Annotated in this window: 9 protein-coding genes and 3 pseudogenes; 5 read left to right on the top strand and 7 right to left on the bottom strand. The window is 72.4% G+C overall.

What is annotated here, in order from left to right; translation table 11 throughout:
- Positions 1 to 4: 4 nt before the first annotated feature.
- The gene (locus ABZ920_RS04250) at positions 5 to 814 is read left to right on the top strand and encodes a sugar phosphate isomerase/epimerase family protein (RefSeq protein WP_361498892.1); all 810 of its coding nucleotides are present in this window, start codon (positions 5 to 7) and stop codon (positions 812 to 814) included.
- A gap of 598 nt (positions 815 to 1,412) precedes the next feature.
- Here the strand turns inward: ABZ920_RS04250 and rbsD are convergent.
- The 5 genes and pseudogenes from rbsD to ABZ920_RS04225 form a co-directional block, all read right to left on the bottom strand.
- A pseudogene (rbsD, locus tag ABZ920_RS04245) lies at positions 1,413 to 1,797 on the bottom strand (D-ribose pyranase).
- Positions 1,794 to 2,858 carry a ribokinase gene (locus tag ABZ920_RS04240; RefSeq protein WP_361498602.1) on the bottom strand — a complete coding sequence of 355 codons (1,065 nt, stop codon included), beginning with the start codon at positions 2,856 to 2,858 and terminating at the stop codon, positions 1,794 to 1,796. The pseudogene rbsD and the gene ABZ920_RS04240 overlap by 4 nt, the downstream one beginning before the upstream one ends.
- A gap of 235 nt (positions 2,859 to 3,093) precedes the next feature.
- Positions 3,094 to 4,257, bottom strand: a pseudogene (locus tag ABZ920_RS04235) (sugar ABC transporter ATP-binding protein); the annotation flags it as partial.
- The gene (locus ABZ920_RS04230; protein ID WP_361498600.1) at positions 4,254 to 5,303 is read right to left on the bottom strand and encodes a LacI family DNA-binding transcriptional regulator; all 1,050 of its coding nucleotides are present in this window, start codon (positions 5,301 to 5,303) and stop codon (positions 4,254 to 4,256) included. The pseudogene ABZ920_RS04235 and the gene ABZ920_RS04230, both read right to left, overlap by 4 nt.
- Positions 5,304 to 5,499: 196 nt before the next feature.
- Positions 5,500 to 5,975: pseudogene (locus ABZ920_RS04225) on the bottom strand (hypothetical protein).
- A gap of 335 nt (positions 5,976 to 6,310) precedes the next feature.
- Between ABZ920_RS04225 and ABZ920_RS04220 the strand changes: the two are divergent.
- From ABZ920_RS04220 to ABZ920_RS04210, 3 genes are all read left to right on the top strand, one after another.
- Positions 6,311 to 8,560: an ATP-dependent RecD-like DNA helicase gene (locus ABZ920_RS04220; RefSeq protein ID WP_361498598.1), complete on the top strand. Its 2,250-nt coding sequence runs from the start codon at positions 6,311 to 6,313 to the stop codon at positions 8,558 to 8,560.
- A gap of 241 nt (positions 8,561 to 8,801) precedes the next feature.
- The gene (locus ABZ920_RS04215; RefSeq protein ID WP_361498596.1) at positions 8,802 to 10,091 is read left to right on the top strand and encodes a citrate synthase; all 1,290 of its coding nucleotides are present in this window, start codon (positions 8,802 to 8,804) and stop codon (positions 10,089 to 10,091) included.
- A gap of 134 nt (positions 10,092 to 10,225) precedes the next feature.
- The gene (locus tag ABZ920_RS04210; RefSeq protein ID WP_361498594.1) at positions 10,226 to 11,908 is read left to right on the top strand and encodes an IS1182 family transposase; all 1,683 of its coding nucleotides are present in this window, start codon (positions 10,226 to 10,228) and stop codon (positions 11,906 to 11,908) included.
- A gap of 638 nt (positions 11,909 to 12,546) precedes the next feature.
- On the opposite strand, the gene ABZ920_RS04205 is transcribed toward ABZ920_RS04210, so the two are convergent.
- Both ABZ920_RS04205 and ABZ920_RS04200 read right to left on the bottom strand, forming a co-directional pair.
- The gene (locus ABZ920_RS04205) at positions 12,547 to 14,823 is read right to left on the bottom strand and encodes a heavy metal translocating P-type ATPase (protein WP_361498592.1); all 2,277 of its coding nucleotides are present in this window, start codon (positions 14,821 to 14,823) and stop codon (positions 12,547 to 12,549) included.
- 120 nt (positions 14,824 to 14,943) lie between these two features.
- On the bottom strand, positions 14,944 to 15,174 hold the full coding sequence (locus tag ABZ920_RS04200; RefSeq protein WP_361498590.1) for a cation transporter: 231 nt from the start codon (positions 15,172 to 15,174) through the stop codon (positions 14,944 to 14,946).
- Positions 15,175 to 15,653: 479 nt separating this feature from the next.
- On the opposite strand from ABZ920_RS04200, the gene ABZ920_RS04195 reads away from it, so the two are divergent.
- Positions 15,654 to 16,697 carry a zinc-dependent alcohol dehydrogenase family protein gene (locus ABZ920_RS04195; protein WP_361498588.1) on the top strand — a complete coding sequence of 348 codons (1,044 nt, stop codon included), beginning with the start codon at positions 15,654 to 15,656 and terminating at the stop codon, positions 16,695 to 16,697.
- Positions 16,698 to 16,703: the final 6 nt, after the last annotated feature.

Below are 16,703 nucleotides of genomic sequence, written 5' to 3'. Positions count from 1 at the left end.
CCAGATGACGGTCAAACAGCTGTCACTGCCCGAACTGGCCGACGCCTGCACCGACCTGGGCATCCGCAACGTGGGCCTGTGGCGTGAGCCCGTCCGGGCCCACGGCCTGGAGGCGACCGCGGAACTCGTCCGCGACGCGGGCCTGACGGTCACCACCCTGTGCCGCGGCGGCTTCCTCACCGCCATCGGCACCAAGGAGCGCGCCCGGGCGCTGGAGGACAACCGGCGGGCCGTGGACGAGGCGGCCACCCTCGGCACCGACACCCTCGTCCTGGTGTCGGGCGGCCTCCCGGCCGGCTCGAAGGACCTGCGCGGAGCCCGGGAGCGGATCGCCGACGCCCTGGCGGAACTCGGCCCCTACGCCGAGCGGCACGGGGTGCGCCTGGCGATCGAGCCCCTGCACCCCATGTTCGCCTCCGACCGCTGCGTGGTCTCCACCCTCGCCCAGGCCCTGGACATCGCCGAACGCTTCCCCGCCCACCAGGTCGGCGTCACCGTCGACACGTACCACGTCTGGTGGGACGACACGGCCCCCGCACAGATCGCCCGCGCCGGAAGCCGCATCCACACCTTCCAGCTCGCCGACTGGACCACCCCACTGCCGCACGGAGTCCTCAACGGCCGCGGCCAGATAGGCGAGGGCGCGGTCGACATGCGGGAGTGGAAGGGCTACGTCGAAGCAGCCGGCTACACCGGAGCCATCGAGGTCGAGATCTTCAACGAGGACCTGTGGGCGCGCGACGGACGAGAAGTTCTGTCCCAGACGGCGTCCCGCTTCCTGCAACACGCCATCCAACCACCCGACGCCCCCTGACCCCGTTCGCCGACCGCCTCAGAGCCGCACGTGCCGCCCGCCCGCCGCGAGGTCCTGATGACGTGCGGGGCCCGGAAGGTCCCACAGCCGCCACGATCAACGATGTGGGCCGATCGCCGAAGCGTCCACAGCCGTCGGCCGCCCACGGACGGGAGGGGGCGTGTCGGGGGGTGCCCGCCCGCAGCGGCCGGCGCGTCGACGCCGGGTGCCTTGCAGAGGAACCGAGCTCGCGCCGGTCCGAGGACGGGCACCCCCCGGCGCGCCCCCGCCCCACCACCGCCCGGCAGCGGAACGCGCCGGCACTGGAACGCGCCGGCACTGGAACGCGCCGGCACTGGAACGCGCCGACTCTGGAACGCGCCGACACCTCACCCCGCACCAGCCACCGCACGACCCCCCACCGAACCGGCCAAAAAATCCCCCGGAGCCGTGCAACCCTTCCCCCACCCCGCATGTCGTACTCAGCGTCAGGACCTCTGGTGGGGGATCCGGGGGGATTCAGAGAGGTTCTGACGAGGAGGGGAAACCGAGGGGGCCCGGTCGACGGACAGGGCCCCCTCGAAACCGCCGCACGGGCCCCCGAAACCGTCCGGGCCCCTCAGAAGAACACCCCGCACCGCAGCAGCACGTTCGCATACGGCCGAGCCTCCCCCGTCCGCACGACCAGCCGCGCCCCGCCCGACAGCGCCTTGAGCCGCTCGTGCGGGACAAGCGCCAGCCCGGGAAAGCCCCCGTCCAGCAACGCGGCCGCCGCCGGATTCGTCCGCCGCACCTCCTGCCGTGGCGCCCTCCACCACCAGCTCCGCCGGCAGCCCGTCCAGCACCTCCGCGAACGACGGCACCCCGGCCCGGAACGCCAGGTCCACCACCCGCGGCCCGTCGGGTATCGGCATACCGGCGTCGCACACCAGCACCCCGTCCCCACGCCCCAGCTCGGCCAGCGCACCGGCGAGATGCCGGTTCAGTATCCCCGCCTTCCTCACTGCGCCCCACCGGCCGCGCGACGCGACGCATCCCCCGGCCCCGCGCCCACCAGCGCGTCCACCTCCCCCGCCGTGGGGAACGCGTCCTGCGCCCCCCGCCGGGTGACGGCCACCGCCCCCACCCGGGCCGCGTACGCCGCCGCCTCCGCCGGCGACGCGCCCGTGCCCAGCCGCCAGGCCAGCGCCGCGGTGAACGCGTCGCCCGCACCCGTGGTGTCGACGGCCTCCACCTTCACGGACGGCACATGCGTCACCCCCTCGCCGGACGCCACCAGCGCGCCCGCGGCGCCCAGGGTGACCACCACCGAGCGCGGCCCCAGCGCGAGCAGGGCCCGAGCCCACTCTTCCGGACGGTCACTCCCCGCCCCTTCCCCGGAACGGTCACCCCCCGCCCCAGAACGGCCCGCCCCTTCTGCGGAACGGTCACCCCCCGCCCCAGAACGGCCCGCCCCCTCCCCGGAACGGTCACCCACGCCCGCCCCCTCCAACAGCACCCTCGCCTCGTGCTCGTTCACGATCAGCGGATCGCACGCGGCCAGCACCTCCGCCGGCAGCGCGCGCGGCGGCGACGGGTTCAGCACGAACCGGCTCCCCGGCGCCAGCCGCCGCACCAGCTCCACGACGGTCTCCAGCGGAATCTCCAGCTGCGTCGAGACCACCCGGGAGGATTCCAGCAGGGCCGACGCGTTCCGCACGTCCTCGGGCGTGAGCCGCCCGTTGGCGCCCGGCGACACCACGATGCTGTTGTCCCCGGACGGGTCCACGGTGATCAGTGCCACCCCGGTCGGCGCACCGCCGGTCAGCACGCCCGCCGTGTCCACCCCGGCCGCCCGCTGCGAGTCGAGCAGCAGCCGCCCGTGCGCGTCGTCGCCGACCCGGGCGAGCAGGGCCGTCCGGGCCCCCAGCCGGGCCGCGGCGACCGCCTGGTTCGCGCCCTTGCCGCCGGGGTGGACGGCCAGGTCGGAACCGAGCACGGTCTCCCCGGCCGCGGGCCGCCGCTCGACGCCGATCACCAGGTCGGCGTTGGCCGACCCCACGACCAGCAGGTCGTAGTCGTACATGAAATGACTCCCCTGAGAGTTCCTGCCGGTCCCCGCTGATCCCTGTGGGACGCACCACGGGGACCCCTGTGGGACGCACCACGGGCGGGCGGCCGGTGGGTCACACCGCCCGCCCGCCCACCGGCCCGTGTCAGCCGCTGAACCCGGCCACGTTCTCCTTCGTTACCACCTTGACCGGCACCTTCACCGCCGTGGAGACCTTCTTGCCCTGGACCGCCCGCAGCGCGTTGTCCACGGCCATCCGCACGCCGAGCTGCCCGGCGATCCGGGCGGCGGCCTCGCGCCGGCCCTTGAGGTCGACGAGGCCCGCGCGGGAGGAGGAGCGCAGGGTGACCAGTCCGAGGTTCTCCTCGACGGAGGCGTCCAGCACCAGGCCCTGGCCCTTGCGGTCCTCGGGCACGAGCCCGACGCCGGCCGCCATGGCCGCGGCGACGTCGTGGCGCCGCAGCTCGGTGCCCGCGACCTTCACGGCGCCGCTGTCGTAGGGGTCGGCGCCGAACACGGCCCGGACGACCTCCGTCCGGCCGGCTCCGACGAGCCCGGCGATGCCGACGACCTCACCGGCGCGCACCTCGAAGCTGACGTCGTGGAAGACGGCGTCCCGCGTCAGGCCCTCGACGGTGAGCAGCGCGGGCCCGGCCCCGGTGCGCTGGCGCGGGTACTGCTGCTCGATGGACCGTCCCACCATCAGGCGGACCAGCTCGTCCTCGGGCGTGGTGGCGGGCACCTGGCCGACGCTCCGGCCGTCGCGGAGGACGGTGACGCGGTCGCCGAGGGCGGCGATCTCCTCCAGGTGGTGCGTGATGAACACGACGCCGACGCCGTCCTCGCGCAGCTGCCGCACGATGGCGAACAGCTTCTCGACCTCCTCCGAGGTGAGCACGGCGGTCGGCTCGTCCATGACGAGCACCCGCGCGTTCAGGCTGAGCGCCTTGGCGATCTCGACCATCTGCAGGCGCGCGATGCCGAGTTCCCGCACGCGGGCGCGGGGGGACACCTCCAGGCCGACCCGGGTGAGGAGGGCGGCGGCGTCCGCCTCCATCCGCCTGCGGTCGATCATCCCGAAGCGGCGCGGCTGACGGCCCAGGAAGATGTTCTCGGCGACCGTCAGGTCGGGCACCAGGTTGAACTCCTGGTAGATCGTGGCGATGCCGAGACGCTCGGAGTCCTGGGCACCGCCGATGCGCACCTCCTCGCCGCCGACCACGATCCGCCCGGCGTCGGGGGTGTGGGCACCTGAGAGCATCTTGACCAGGGTGCTCTTGCCCGCGCCGTTCTCGCCGAGCAGCACGTGCACCTCGCCGCGGCGCAGGTCGAAGTCGACGCCGTCGAGCGCGACCACGCCGGGGAAGGTCTTGCGGATGCCTTCGATGCGCAGCAACTCGTCCGGACTGCTCACGCCTTGCTCCTTTGCATGGGGGAGTTCCGCCGCGCAGCGGGCTCCTGCGCGGGAGCCGGCTCGCCGCACGAGCGGCGTACGACGAGACGGGCGGGGAGGGTGACGGACCGGGGCGTCCGGCCCTCGATGCGGTCGACCAGGGCGCGCACGGCGGCGCGCCCCAGCGCTCCGGTGGGCTGGGCGATCGCGGTGACCGGGGGATCGGTGTGCGGGAACCAGCGGACGTCGTCGAACGCGGCCAGCGCGATGTCGTCGGGCACGCGCAGTCCGCGCGCCCGGATCGCGTCCAGCGCGCCGAGCGCCATCAGGTTGTCGGCGGCGAAGACGACCTCGGGCGGCTCGGCCAGGCCGAGGAAGCCCTCGGTGACCCGGCGGCCGCTGTCGGCCTGGAAGTCGCCCTGGCCGATGTAGGCGTCCGGCAGCGGGATCCCGTACACCGCCAGGGCCTCGCGGAACGCCTCGACGCGCTCGCGGCCGGTGGTGGTGGCCGCGGGGCCCGCGATGATCGCCAGCCGGCGGTGTCCCAGCCCGTGCAGGTGGGCCACCAGGTCCCGCACGGCCGCCCGCCCGTCCGACCGGACGACCGGCACGTCGACGCCCTCGATCCACCGGTCCACGAAGACCATCGGCGTGCCCGCCCGGGCGGCGTCGAGCATCAGCGGGGAGCCGCCGTCGGTGGGGGAGACCAGCAGTCCGTCGATGCGCCGGTCGAGCAGGGTGCGGACGTGGTGGTCCTGCAGCTCGGGCCGCTCGTCGGCGTTGCCGATGATCACGCTGTAGCCGAGGGCGCGGGCCTCCTCCTCGACGGAGCGGGCCAGTTCCGTGAAGTACGGGTTGAGCACGTCGCTGATGACCAGGCCGAGGGTGCGGGTCTGGTCGGTGCGCAGCGACCGGGCGACGGCGTTCGGGCGGTAGCCGAGCGCCCCGACGGCGGCCAGCACGCGTGCGCGAGCCTGCGCGCTGACCGACGGGTGGTCGTTCAGGACGCGCGAGACCGTGGCGACGGAGACCCCGGCCTGTGCGGCGACGTCCTTGATGCTCGCCATCGCCCGCTCCCCCTCCTCGTGGAATCGATTACACCGAGGATTGGAATCGATTACACGAGCGCGGGCAAGGGGTGTTGCCGAATCGTGATGCGCGGCCGGTGATGGGGTGGCCGTTCTTTGGGACCCGCCGAACGACATCCTCAGGCGGACCCGCCGCGCCACCCGCGGAACGGCGGGCGGCCCGGCGGGGGTTCGCTCACCTCTCGGTGAACAGTTCCTGTGCGTCGGTGGCGTTCACGGCACGCTGGGCCCAGGTCTCGAGCCGGTCGAGGTCCGTGCAGGAGGCCACCCGCTCGCGGGTGCTTTCCGGTACCGGGATGCCGCGCCACTCGAGGATGCGCAGGACCATCTCGCGGCGATCCTCGATACGGCCTTCCTCGCGGCCTTCCTCGCGCACCTGTTCGGCCAGCGGGTGGCGCCAGAAGTACTGAATCGCCGTCATTAGGTCCCTCCACATCTGCTTCGCCTGATGGTCGGCCAGGCAGGAATCGACGAACTGCACGAAGACACGCGGCGCTCGACGGGTTCGGTCTCGGTGAGATCCACGTTCAACGCGGCGATTTCCCGGGGCTCGGGAAAAGGTACGTGCAGCACCTTCTGCAGCGCTCTCGTCAGCAGCGCCGGATCCTTCTGGAAGATGCGGTGCAGCGCCTCGTGCGATGAGCCGACCATCAGCTCTCCTTTCCGTAGCCCGTGATCAACGAGCCAAGCCGCCGCAGGTTCGCACCCCACTTCCCCCGGTTCCAGAAGCGTGCCGACGGGTGGGCGGGAGTCGTCCCGCTCAGGCCCGGACGACGCCAGCAACTGCGTCGAGACCGCGAGCCCGCTCACTCAGCTGTCCGCGACTCCAAGGCCCCGCCCGGGGCGCCAGGTGCCGTCGGTCTCCTCCGACTTGATCCGCCGGACCACCTCTGGCGCGGCCGGGGGGCGAGCGGGAGACATCGCCTCCCCCGCGGGCGCACGCAACCCCAGTGCCCGTTGTCGGACCCCGCGGGTACCGTCGGGTCATGGCTCAACAGGCTGGGACTCCCACGGGCGAACGGCGGCCCGCCGTCCTGGAAGGCGTCCTTGAGCGCATCACCTACGCCAACGAGGAGAACGGCTACACGGTCGCCCGCGTCGACACCGGCAGGGGCGGCGGGGACCTGCTCACCGTGGTCGGCGCGCTGCTCGGCGCCCAGGTGGGGGAGTCGCTGCGGATGGAGGGGCGCTGGGGCTCCCACCCGCAGTACGGGCGGCAGTTCCTCGTCGAGAACTACACGACCGTCCTGCCCGCCACGGTCCAGGGGATCCGCCGCTACCTCGGCTCGGGTCTGGTCAAGGGCATCGGCCCGGTCTTCGCCGACCGCATCACGCAGCACTTCGGCGTGGACACGCTGAGGATCATCGAGGAGGAGCCGAAGCGGCTCGTCGAGGTGCCCGGGCTCGGCCCGAAGCGGACCAGGAGGATCGCCGACGCCTGGGAGGAGCAGAAGGCGATCAAGGAGGTCATGCTCTTCCTGCAGACCGTCGACGTCTCGACGTCCATCGCGGTGCGCATCTACAAGAAGTACGGCGACGCCTCGATCTCGGTGGTGCGGAACCAGCCCTACCGGCTGGCCGCCGACGTGTGGGGCATCGGCTTCCTGACCGCCGACCGGATCGCGCAGTCCGTCGGCATCCCGCACGACAGCCCGGAGCGCGTCAAGGCGGGCCTGCAGTACGCCCTGTCGCAGTCCGCCGACCAGGGCCACTGCTTCCTGCCCGAGGAGCGGCTCATCGCGGACGCCGTCAAGCTGCTCCAGGTCGACACGGGGCTCGTCATCGAATGCCTCGCCGAGCTCGCCGAGCCCCCCGAGGACGGCGCCGACCCCGGTGTCGTACGGGAGCGGGTGCCCGGCCCGGACGGCGGGGACCCGGTCACCGCGATCTACCTGGTCCCCTTCCACCGGGCCGAGCTCTCCCTGTCCTCGCAGTTGCTGCGCCTGCTGCGGGCCGAACAGGACCGGATGCCGTCCTTCCGGCAGGTCGCCTGGGACAGGGCGCTGACCTGGCTGAAGGGGCGGACGGGAGCCGACCTGGCTCCCGAGCAGGAGGCGGCCGTGCGGCTGGCGCTCACCGAGAAGGTGGCCGTCCTGACCGGCGGTCCGGGCTGCGGCAAGTCCTTCACCGTGCGATCGATCGTGGAGCTGGCCCGCGCCAGGAAGGCCAAGGTGGTGCTGGCCGCGCCCACCGGCCGCGCCGCCAAGCGGCTCGCCGAGCTGACCGGGGCCGAGGCCTCCACCGTCCACCGCCTGCTGGAGCTCAAGCCCGGCGGGGACGCCGCGTACGACAGGGACCGCCCGCTGGACGCCGACCTCGTCGTCGTGGACGAGGCGTCGATGCTGGACCTGCTGCTGGCCAACAAGCTGGTCAAGGCCGTGCCGCCGGGGGCCCACCTGCTCTTCGTGGGGGACGTCGACCAGCTGCCCAGCGTCGGCGCCGGCGAGGTCCTGCGCGACCTGCTGGCCGAGGGCAGTCCGGTCCCCGCGGTCCGCCTCACCCGCGTCTTCCGCCAGGCCCAGCAGTCGGGAGTGGTGACCAACGCGCACCGCATCAACGCCGGGCAGCACCCCCTCACCGACGGCCTGAAGGACTTCTTCCTCTTCGTCGAGGACGACACGGAGGCGGCCGGCCGGCTCACCGTGGACGTCGCCGCCCGGCGGATCCCCGCCAGGTTCGGGCTCGACCCGCGCCGGGACGTGCAGGTGCTGGCGCCGATGCACCGCGGCCCGGCGGGCGCCGGCACGCTGAACGGGCTGCTCCAGCAGGCCATCACCCCCGGGCGGCCCGATCTGCCCGAGAAACGGTTCGGCGGCCGGGTCTTCCGGGTCGGCGACAAGGTCACCCAGATCCGCAACAATTATGAGAAGGGGAAGAACGGTGTCTTCAACGGCACCGTGGGCGTGGTCACCTCGCTCGACCCGGTCGACCAGCGCCTGACGGTGCTGACGGACGAGGACGAGGAGGTTCCCTACGAGTTCGACGAGCTGGACGAACTGACGCACGCCTACGCGGTCACCATCCACCGCTCCCAGGGCAGCGAGTACCCGGCCGTGGTGATCCCGGTGACGACCGGCGCCTGGATGATGCTCCAGCGGAACCTGCTGTACACGGCGGTCACGCGGGCGCGGAAGCTCGTCGTCCTCGTCGGATCGCGCAAGGCCGTCGGCCAGGCGGTGCGCACGGTGTCGGCGGGGCGGCGCTGCACGGCCCTCGACTTCCGGCTGGGCACCTGAGCCCGCCCGGCCACCCCGCCCGTCCCGGCCCCGGGGAGAAATGATCGATCAAATGAGTCGCGAAGGTCACAGACCACTTCCCGTCGCCGGGTGGAGGGGGCAGGATGAGCAGGTTGGCGGCACTGAGTGCCGCCAGTGGGCCCAATGGTCGACCCCGAGTGCACTCTCCTGAGCCAAATGGGGGATGGTAGAGACAGTCAGGGCACCTCGAAGATGAGGCACTACGTCGGTGAGGGAAGACGTGAGCGACAACTCTGTAGTACTGCGGTACGACGGCAGCGAGTACACCTACCCGGTGATCGACAGCACCGTCGGCGACAAGGGCTTCGACATCGGGAAGCTGCGCGCCCATACCGGTCTGGTGACCCTGGACAGCGGGTACGGCAACACGGCCGCCTACAAATCCGCCATCACCTATCTCGACGGTGAGCAGGGCATTCTGCGGTACCGCGGCTACCCGATCGAGCAGCTGGCCGAGCGCTCCACGTTCCTGGAGGTGGCCTACCTGCTGATCAACGGTGAGCTGCCGACCGTCGACGAGCTCACCTCCTTCAAGAACGACGTCACGCAGCACACCCTGCTGCACGAGGACGTCAAGAACTTCTACCGGGGCTTCCCGCGCGACGCCCACCCGATGGCGATGCTGTCGTCGGTCGTCTCGGCGCTGTCGACCTTCTACCAGGACAGCCACAACCCGTTCGACGAGACGCAGCGCAATCTCTCCACCATCCGGCTGCTCGCCAAGCTGCCGACGATCGCGGCGTACGCGTACAAGAAGTCGATCGGTCACCCGTTCGTCTACCCGCGCAACGACCTCGGCTACGTCGAGAACTTCCTGCGCATGACCTTCTCGGTGCCGGCCCAGGACTACGAGCTCGACCCGATCGTGGTGTCGGCCCTCGACAAGCTGCTCATCCTGCACGCGGACCACGAGCAGAACTGCTCGACCTCCACGGTCCGCCTGGTCGGCTCCTCGCAGGCGAACATGTTCGCCTCGATCTCCGCGGGCATCAACGCCCTGTGGGGCCCGCTGCACGGCGGCGCCAACCAGTCCGTCCTGGAGATGCTCGAGGGCATCCGCGACGCCGGCGGCGACGTCGACTCCTTCATCCGCAAGGTGAAGAACAAGGAGGACGGCGTCCGGCTGATGGGCTTCGGCCACCGGGTCTACAAGAACTTCGACCCGCGCGCCAAGATCATCAAGGCCGCCGCGCACGACGTGCTGTCCGCCCTCGGCAAGTCCGACGAGCTGCTGGACATCGCCCTGAAGCTGGAGGAGCACGCGCTCTCCGACGACTACTTCGTCTCGCGCAGCCTCTACCCGAACGTCGACTTCTACACCGGCCTGATCTACCGGGCCATGGGCTTCCCGACCGAGATGTTCACGGTCCTGTTCGCCCTGGGCCGCCTGCCGGGCTGGATCGCCCAGTGGCACGAGATGATCAAGGAGCCGGGTTCCCGCATCGGCCGCCCGCGCCAGATCTACACGGGCGTCGTCGAGCGCGACTTCGTGCCGGTCGAGGAGCGCTGAGCGCACCACCGGAGTCACCGGGCCCCGTGTCCACCCAGGGATGCTGTTGGTTTATTCGGGCCTGTGCGTGACGTCGGCCTTCAAGACCCGGTTGTGGTCTTGAAGGCCGACGTTGTCGTATGGGGTGGGTGCGGATGTCGATGCAGCCGAAGGGCTCTGGGGAGATCCCGGCTGAGACGGTGCGGGTGGCGCGGGCCGCGTTCCCGAAGGGGAGCCTGGCAATCCGGGTCCGTGACGAACTGGGACCGTTGTTCAGGGACGAGGAGTTCGTGGACCTGTTCCCGTCACGAGGGCGGCCTGCCTGGTCACCGGGACGCCTTGCGCTGGTGCTGGTGCTGCAGTTCGTCGAGGGACTCACCGACCGGCAGGCCGCGGAAGCGGTCCGGGCCCGGATCGACTTCAAGTACGCCCTCGGACTCCGGCTGGACGATCCAGGCTTCGACTTCTCCGTCCTCTCGGAGTTCAGGGACCGGCTGGTCCAGGCGGACGCCGGACGGCGGATGCTGGACGGCGTCCTCGCCGCGGCCCGGGACAAGGGGCTGCTCACCGGCAGGGGCAAGGCCCGCACCGACTCCACGCACGTGCTGTCGGCAGCGCGGGAGCTGTGCTGGCTGGAGATGGTCGCCGAAACCCTGCGCTCGGCCCTGAACGCGCTCGCCGTCGCCGCTCCCGACTGGCTGTCCGAGGTCGCCGAGCCGGACTGGTTCCGGCACTACGCCACCCGCGCCGAGGACTCACGGTTCCCCAAGGCCCCGGCCAAGCGCGAGGAGGTCGGCCGGCGGATCGGAACCGACGGGATGCGACTGCTCAAGGCCGTCACCTCGCCCGATGCGCCGGCCGTGCTGCGGGCGGTGCCGGAGGTGGAGACCCTGCGGCGGATGTGGGTGCAGCACTTCCACCTGATCGAGGGCGAGGTGCGGCGGCGGGACCCAAAAGACCGGCCGCCGGGCGCGATGCGCCTGGTCACCCCCTATGACACCGAGGCGCGCGGCAGCGTCAAACGCGACACGATGTGGGACGGATACAAAGTCCATCTCACCGAGACCTGCGGTGATGACACGCCGGACCTGATCATGAACGTCGCCACCACCGATGCCACGGTCAGCGACTTCGACCTAGTCCCGGCCGTCCACGCCGCACTCGCCGAGCGCCGTCTGCTTCCCGACGAGCACCTGGTCGACACCGGCTACGTCACCGCCCGCCACATCGTCGCCGCCCGGCGCGAACACGACGTGGAGCTGACAGGGCCGATGATGCCCGGCACCGGCTGGCAGAACCGGGCCGGATCCGCAGAGACCTTTCCCGTCGGCGCGTTCAGCATCGACTGGGACCGCCAGACGGTGACCTGCCCCGGCGGGAAGAACAGCACCCGATGGGCAAGGGAACCCGTCCGGGACAAGGTCGAGATCCGAGTGCAGTTCTCGAAGACCGACTGCGGTTCCTGCCAGGTCAAGGACTCCTGCACCCGCGGACTGCGCCGCAAGCTGACCATCCAGGACCGTGACATCCACGAGGTCCTGCACCAGCGCCGGGCCGAGCAGGAGACCGACGCGTGGAAGGAGCGCTACAAGATGCGCGCCGGTGTCGAGGGCACCATCTCCCAGGCCGTGAACCGCTGCGGCTTGCGCAGAGCCCGCTACCGCGGCCTCGCCAAGACCAGCCTCCAGCACCAACTCACCGGAGCGGCGATCAACCTCGCCCGCATCGATGCCCACTTCACCGGCGCCCGCCGAGCCCGAACCCGCACCAGCCACTTCGCAGCACTTCGCCCCGCCGATCACACGATCGGCGGGGCGAAGCAGACGACCCCGAAATAACCAACAGCATCACCCAGGTGGTGCGGGGCCCCTCGCGCCGTTCACCGTCGGCTGACGGCGTACGGACACAGATGCGGAAAGCGGAAGGCGCCCCGGCGCGACGGTCCCCCCACGGGCCGACGGCCAGGGCGCCTTCCCATGTCCCGGTGCGGATTCCCCCCACGGGATCCGGCCGGGCGCCTGTGAGACCAGCGCCTGAATCGCTGTTGTGAGCAGAACGAGCAGAACTCGCCCCACTGCGTCGATGGTGCTCTGCGGTCTTTCGTCGGCTGTGCTGCGGTCTGCCGGGACGCGCACGCACGGGAGGGCCGCTCAAAGCTTCCCGGTGTACGTGCCCCGGCAACGCTCCCCGAGCTCTCACGAGCAGGGGGTACCCCCAACCGGAGAGGTCCCCCAAGACATCCCCGGAGGCCAGTAGGCGCCCCCCAAGACGCTTCCTGGCATTGCCAACTTAGACCTTCGAACCCCTCCGATGGTTACGTTCACATCACTGTGATCTGCGTCTCTTGCATATGTCCGTTAGGTACGCAAGAGCCCCGACGCGATGATCGGGGGCCCAAGCGTAAGGAAGATGCGCGAGCCGTGTGAAGAGCTTATGTGAGGCTCGCGCCGGACTCCAGGGGGACGGCTGTTTCAGATCAGCGGAATGTGCGCAGCCGGAGGCTGTTGGTGACGACGAACACGGACGAGAAGGCCATCGCGGCACCGGCGATCATCGGATTCAGCAGCCCCGCCGCGGCCAGCGGCAGCGCGGCCACGTTGTAGCCGAACGCCCATACGAGGTTCCCCTTGATCGTGCTCAGCGTCCGCCGCGACAGCCGGATGGCGTCGGCGGCCACCCGCAGGTCCCCGCGCACCAGCGTCAGGTCGCCGGCCTCGATCGCGGCGTCGGTGCCGGTGCCCATCGCCAGACCCAGATCGGCGGTGGCGAGCGCGGCGGCGTCGTTGACCCCGTCGCCGACCATCGCCACGGTCCGGCCCTCGGCCTGGAGCCGCCTGACCGCGTCGACCTTGTCCTCGGGCAGCACCTCGGCGACCACGTCGGCGGTGTCGATGCCGACGCTGCGGGCCACGGACTCGGCGACCGTGCGGTTGTCCCCGGTCAGCAGCACCGGCCTCAGGCCGAGCGCGCGAAGCTGCCGTACCGCCTCGGCGCTGCCCTCCTTGACCGCGTCCGCCACGGCGACCACACCCCGTGCCGCGCCGTCCCAGGCGACCACGACGGCCGTACGGCCCTCCCGCTCGGCCTCGCGCCGCGCCCGGGCCAGCTCCGGCGGCAGGTCGCCGGCCTCCTCCAGCCGGCCCACGGCCACGTCCCGGTCCTCCACGCGTCCGCGCACGCCCCGTCCGGGGACGTTCTCGAAGCGGCCGACCTCGGGCAGCGGCCCGACGCGCTCCGCCGCGCCGGCTGCGATCGCCCGGGCGACCGGGTGCTCGGAGGCGTGCTCCAGGGCGCCGGCCAGGCGGAGCACCTCGTTCTCGTCGACCCCCCGTGCGGCGTGGACCTCCTGGAGGGTCATCCGGCCGGTGGTGACGGTGCCCGTCTTGTCGAGGACGACGGTGTCGACGCGGCGGGTCGACTCCAGCACCTCGGGGCCCTTGATCAGGATGCCGAGCTGAGCGCCCCGGCCGGTGCCCACCATCAGCGCCGTCGGCGTGGCCAGGCCCAGCGCGCACGGGCAGGCGATGATCAGCACCGCGACGGCCGCGGTGAACGCGGCGGTGGCGTCGCCGGTGGCGAACAGCCAGGCCAGCAGCGTGCCGAGGGCGATCAGGATGACCACGGGGACGAAGACGGCCGAGATCCGGTCGGCCAGCCGCTGCACCTCGGCCTTGCCGGTCTGCGCGTCCTCGACCAGCTTCGCCATCCGCGCGAGCTGGGTGTCCGAGCCCACGCGGGTCGCCTCGACGACGAGCCGGCCGCCGGCGTTCACGGTGGCCCCGGTGACCGCGTCGCCGGCGGCGACGTCCACCGGCACCGACTCGCCGGTCAGCATCGAGGCGTCCACCGCGGAGGCGCCCTCGACGACCGTGCCGTCGGTGGCGATCTTCTCGCCGGGCCGGACGACGAACCGGTCGCCCACGGCCAGCGACGCGACCGGCACCCGCACCTCGCGCCCGTCCCGCAGGACGGAGACGTCCTTGGCGCCCAGTTCCATCAGGGCCCGCAAGGCCGCTCCGGCCCGCCGCTTGGAGCGGGCCTCCAGGTACCGGCCGAGCAGGATGAAGGCGACGACACCCGCGGCGACCTCCAGGTAGATCGTCGACGCGGCGTCCATGCGGGAGACGGTGAGGCGGAACTCGTCGTGCATGCCGGGCATGCCGGCGTCCCCGAGGAACAGTGCCCACAGCGACCAGCCGAAGGCGGCCAGGGTGCCGACCGAGACGAGGGTGTCCATGGTGGCGGCACCGTGCCGGGCGTTGGTCAGGGCTGCCCGGTGGAAGGGCAGGGCGCCCCAGACGACGACGGGCGCGGCCAGCGTCAGGCAGAGCCACTGCCAGTTGTCGAACTGCAGGGCGGGGATCATCGAGAGCAGGACGACGGGGACGGCGAGCGCCGCGGAGACGACGAGTCGCTGACGGAGGCTGTCGAGCTCCGCGTCCCGCGGTGCCCGCCGCCCGGCGTCCGGCTCGGACTCCGCCTCGGGCTCGGGCCGCGGCGGCGCGGGCTCCTCGGCGGTGTAGCCGGTCTTCACCACGGTGGCGATCAGGTCGGCGACCTGGACCCCCGGGGGGTGGCTGATCCTCGCCTTCTGCGTCGCGAAGTTGACGGTGGCGGTCACGCCGTCCATGCGGTTGAGCTTCTTCTCGACGCGGGCCGCGCAGGAGGCGCAGGTCATCCCGCCGATCAGCAGCTCCACGTCCGAGGTGGGGGGCGCCGCTGCGGGGGTCTCCGCGGTGGTGCGGGTGGTCATGTCCGGACTCCAGACGACGGACCGGGCCGTACGGAGCCAGTATGAGCTGGTCGGTAGGGCCCGGTCGGGTAACGGAAGGGGGTGCTGCCCGGCCGGTCGTGCGCGGCCGCGGGGTGTCGGTCAGGCCTTGCCGGCGAGCTCGAAGCCCGCCTCGTCCACGGCGGCGCGCACCGCCTCGTCCTCGAGCGGAGCGGCGGAGACGACGGTGACCTCTCCGGTGGAGGCCACGGCCTTCACCGAGCTGACGCCCGGGATCTCGGAGATCTCCGCGGAGACGGAGCCCTCGCAGTGTCCGCAGCTCATGCCGTTCACCTTGTAGACGGTGGTGACGGCGGTGGTCTCGGCGCTCATGGTCGTTCTCCTCGGGGAGGCGTGTGGGGCTGACGGGGCCCACGAGGGGCTCACCTACTTCAGACTATACCCCTAGGGGGTATCAATCCAAGCGGTCGGGTGCGGTGTGGCGGTCCGGGCGCCCACGAACCGGGGGAGCAGCGGACGGACACGCCGGAACCCTCCCCGCACGGGCGGCCCCGTGCGGGCCGTCCCTGCGCCGGCGCCCGTCGCTGCGCCGGTGCGGCCCCGCAGCGCGCGCCGCCGATCCCCCGGGCGCCGGCCGGGGCGCCACGCCGTCCGTCCCGCGGCCCCGCGGCGCGGACGGCCCCGGTTCGCCCGCGGGCCGCCGCAGAGCAGGGCGACCCGGCCGGTCGGGCGGCCCACCGCCGGAAGGCCGGGCCGCGGTACGTACTAGCGTTCCCCGGAAGAGCGTGAACCCGGCGCCGGGCCTCCCGGCGCCGGCAGGACCTGGACGCGGACGGAAGGCGAGGTGGCGGATGCGGGCGGTGGTGTTCGAGCGGTACGGGGAGCCGGCCGAGGTACGGGAGGTGCCGGACCCCCGGCCCGCCGAGCACGGTGTCGTGGTGCGCGTCGAGGCGACCGGCCTGTGCCGCAGCGACTGGCACGGCTGGCAGGGGCACGACCCCGACATCACCCTGCCGCACGTGCCCGGGCACGAACTCGCCGGTGTGGTCGAGGCGGTCGGCCCGGGGGTGACCCGCCGGCGGCCCGGCGACCGCGTGACCGTCCCCTTCGTCTGCGCCTGCGGGACCTGCGCCTCCTGCATGGCGGGCGATCAGCAGGTGTGCGAACGGCAGACGCAGCCGGGCTTCACCCACTGGGGCTCCTTCGCCGAGTACGTCGCGCTCGACCACGCCGACGTGAACCTGGTCCCCGTGCCCGACGGCATGTCCTTCGCGACGGCGGCCTCGCTCGGCTGCCGGTTCGCCACGGCGTTCCGGGCGGTGGTCCAGCAGGGCCGGGTCGCGCCCGGCGAGTGGGTGGCCGTGCACGGCTGCGGGGGCGTGGGCCTGTCGGCGGTGATGATCGCGGCGGCGTCCGGGGCGCGGGTCGTGGCGGTGGACGTCTCGCCGCACGCCCTGGACCTCGCCCGCAGGTTCGGAGCGGCCGCCTGCGTGGACGGGTCGCAGGCGGCGGACACGGCGGAGCGGGTCCGGGAGGTGACCGGCGGCGGCGCCCATCTCTCGCTCGACGCCCTCGGCTCGCCCGCCACCTGCGCGGCCTCCGTGAACGGCCTGCGCCGCCGGGGCCGTCACGTCCAGGTCGGCCTGCTGCCCTCCCCGTCGGGCACGACGGCCGTGCCCATGGCCCGCGCGATCGCCCTGGAACTGGAGATCCTCGGCAGCCACGGCATGGCCGCCCACGCCTACCCGCGGATGCTCGACCTGGTGGACGCCGGGGTCCTGCGGCCCGACCTGCTGGTCACCGCGACCATCCCGCTCGCCGCGGCCCCGGACGCGCTGGCGGCGATGGGGACCGCCCCGGGCGCAGGCGTCACGGTGATCGACCCCTGGAGCTGACGGGAG

Source organism: Streptomyces sp. NPDC046831 (genome assembly GCF_040645305.1).
Lineage (GTDB): Bacteria > Actinomycetota > Actinomycetes > Streptomycetales > Streptomycetaceae > Streptomyces.
Note: the sequence above shows the minus strand (reverse complement) of the source record. Positions and strands in the feature narration are given on the sequence as shown.

Bases quoted from the DNA above. Each gene is read 5' to 3' on its own strand.
- ABZ920_RS04195 (WP_361498588.1), top strand. From the start codon at position 15,654: ATGCGGGCGGTGGTGTTCGAGCGGTACGGGGAGCCGGCCGAGGTACGG.
- ABZ920_RS04240 (WP_361498602.1), bottom strand. From the start codon at position 2,858: ATGTACGACTACGACCTGCTGGTCGTGGGGTCGGCCAACGCCGACCTG.
- ABZ920_RS04220 (WP_361498598.1), top strand. From the start codon at position 6,311: ATGGCTCAACAGGCTGGGACTCCCACGGGCGAACGGCGGCCCGCCGTC.
- ABZ920_RS04250 (WP_361498892.1), top strand. From the start codon at position 5: ATGACGGTCAAACAGCTGTCACTGCCCGAACTGGCCGACGCCTGCACC.
- ABZ920_RS04200 (WP_361498590.1), bottom strand. From the start codon at position 15,174: ATGAGCGCCGAGACCACCGCCGTCACCACCGTCTACAAGGTGAACGGC.
- ABZ920_RS04205 (WP_361498592.1), bottom strand. From the start codon at position 14,823: ATGACCACCCGCACCACCGCGGAGACCCCCGCAGCGGCGCCCCCCACC.
- ABZ920_RS04210 (WP_361498594.1), top strand. From the start codon at position 10,226: ATGTCGATGCAGCCGAAGGGCTCTGGGGAGATCCCGGCTGAGACGGTG.
- ABZ920_RS04230 (WP_361498600.1), bottom strand. From the start codon at position 5,303: ATGGCGAGCATCAAGGACGTCGCCGCACAGGCCGGGGTCTCCGTCGCC.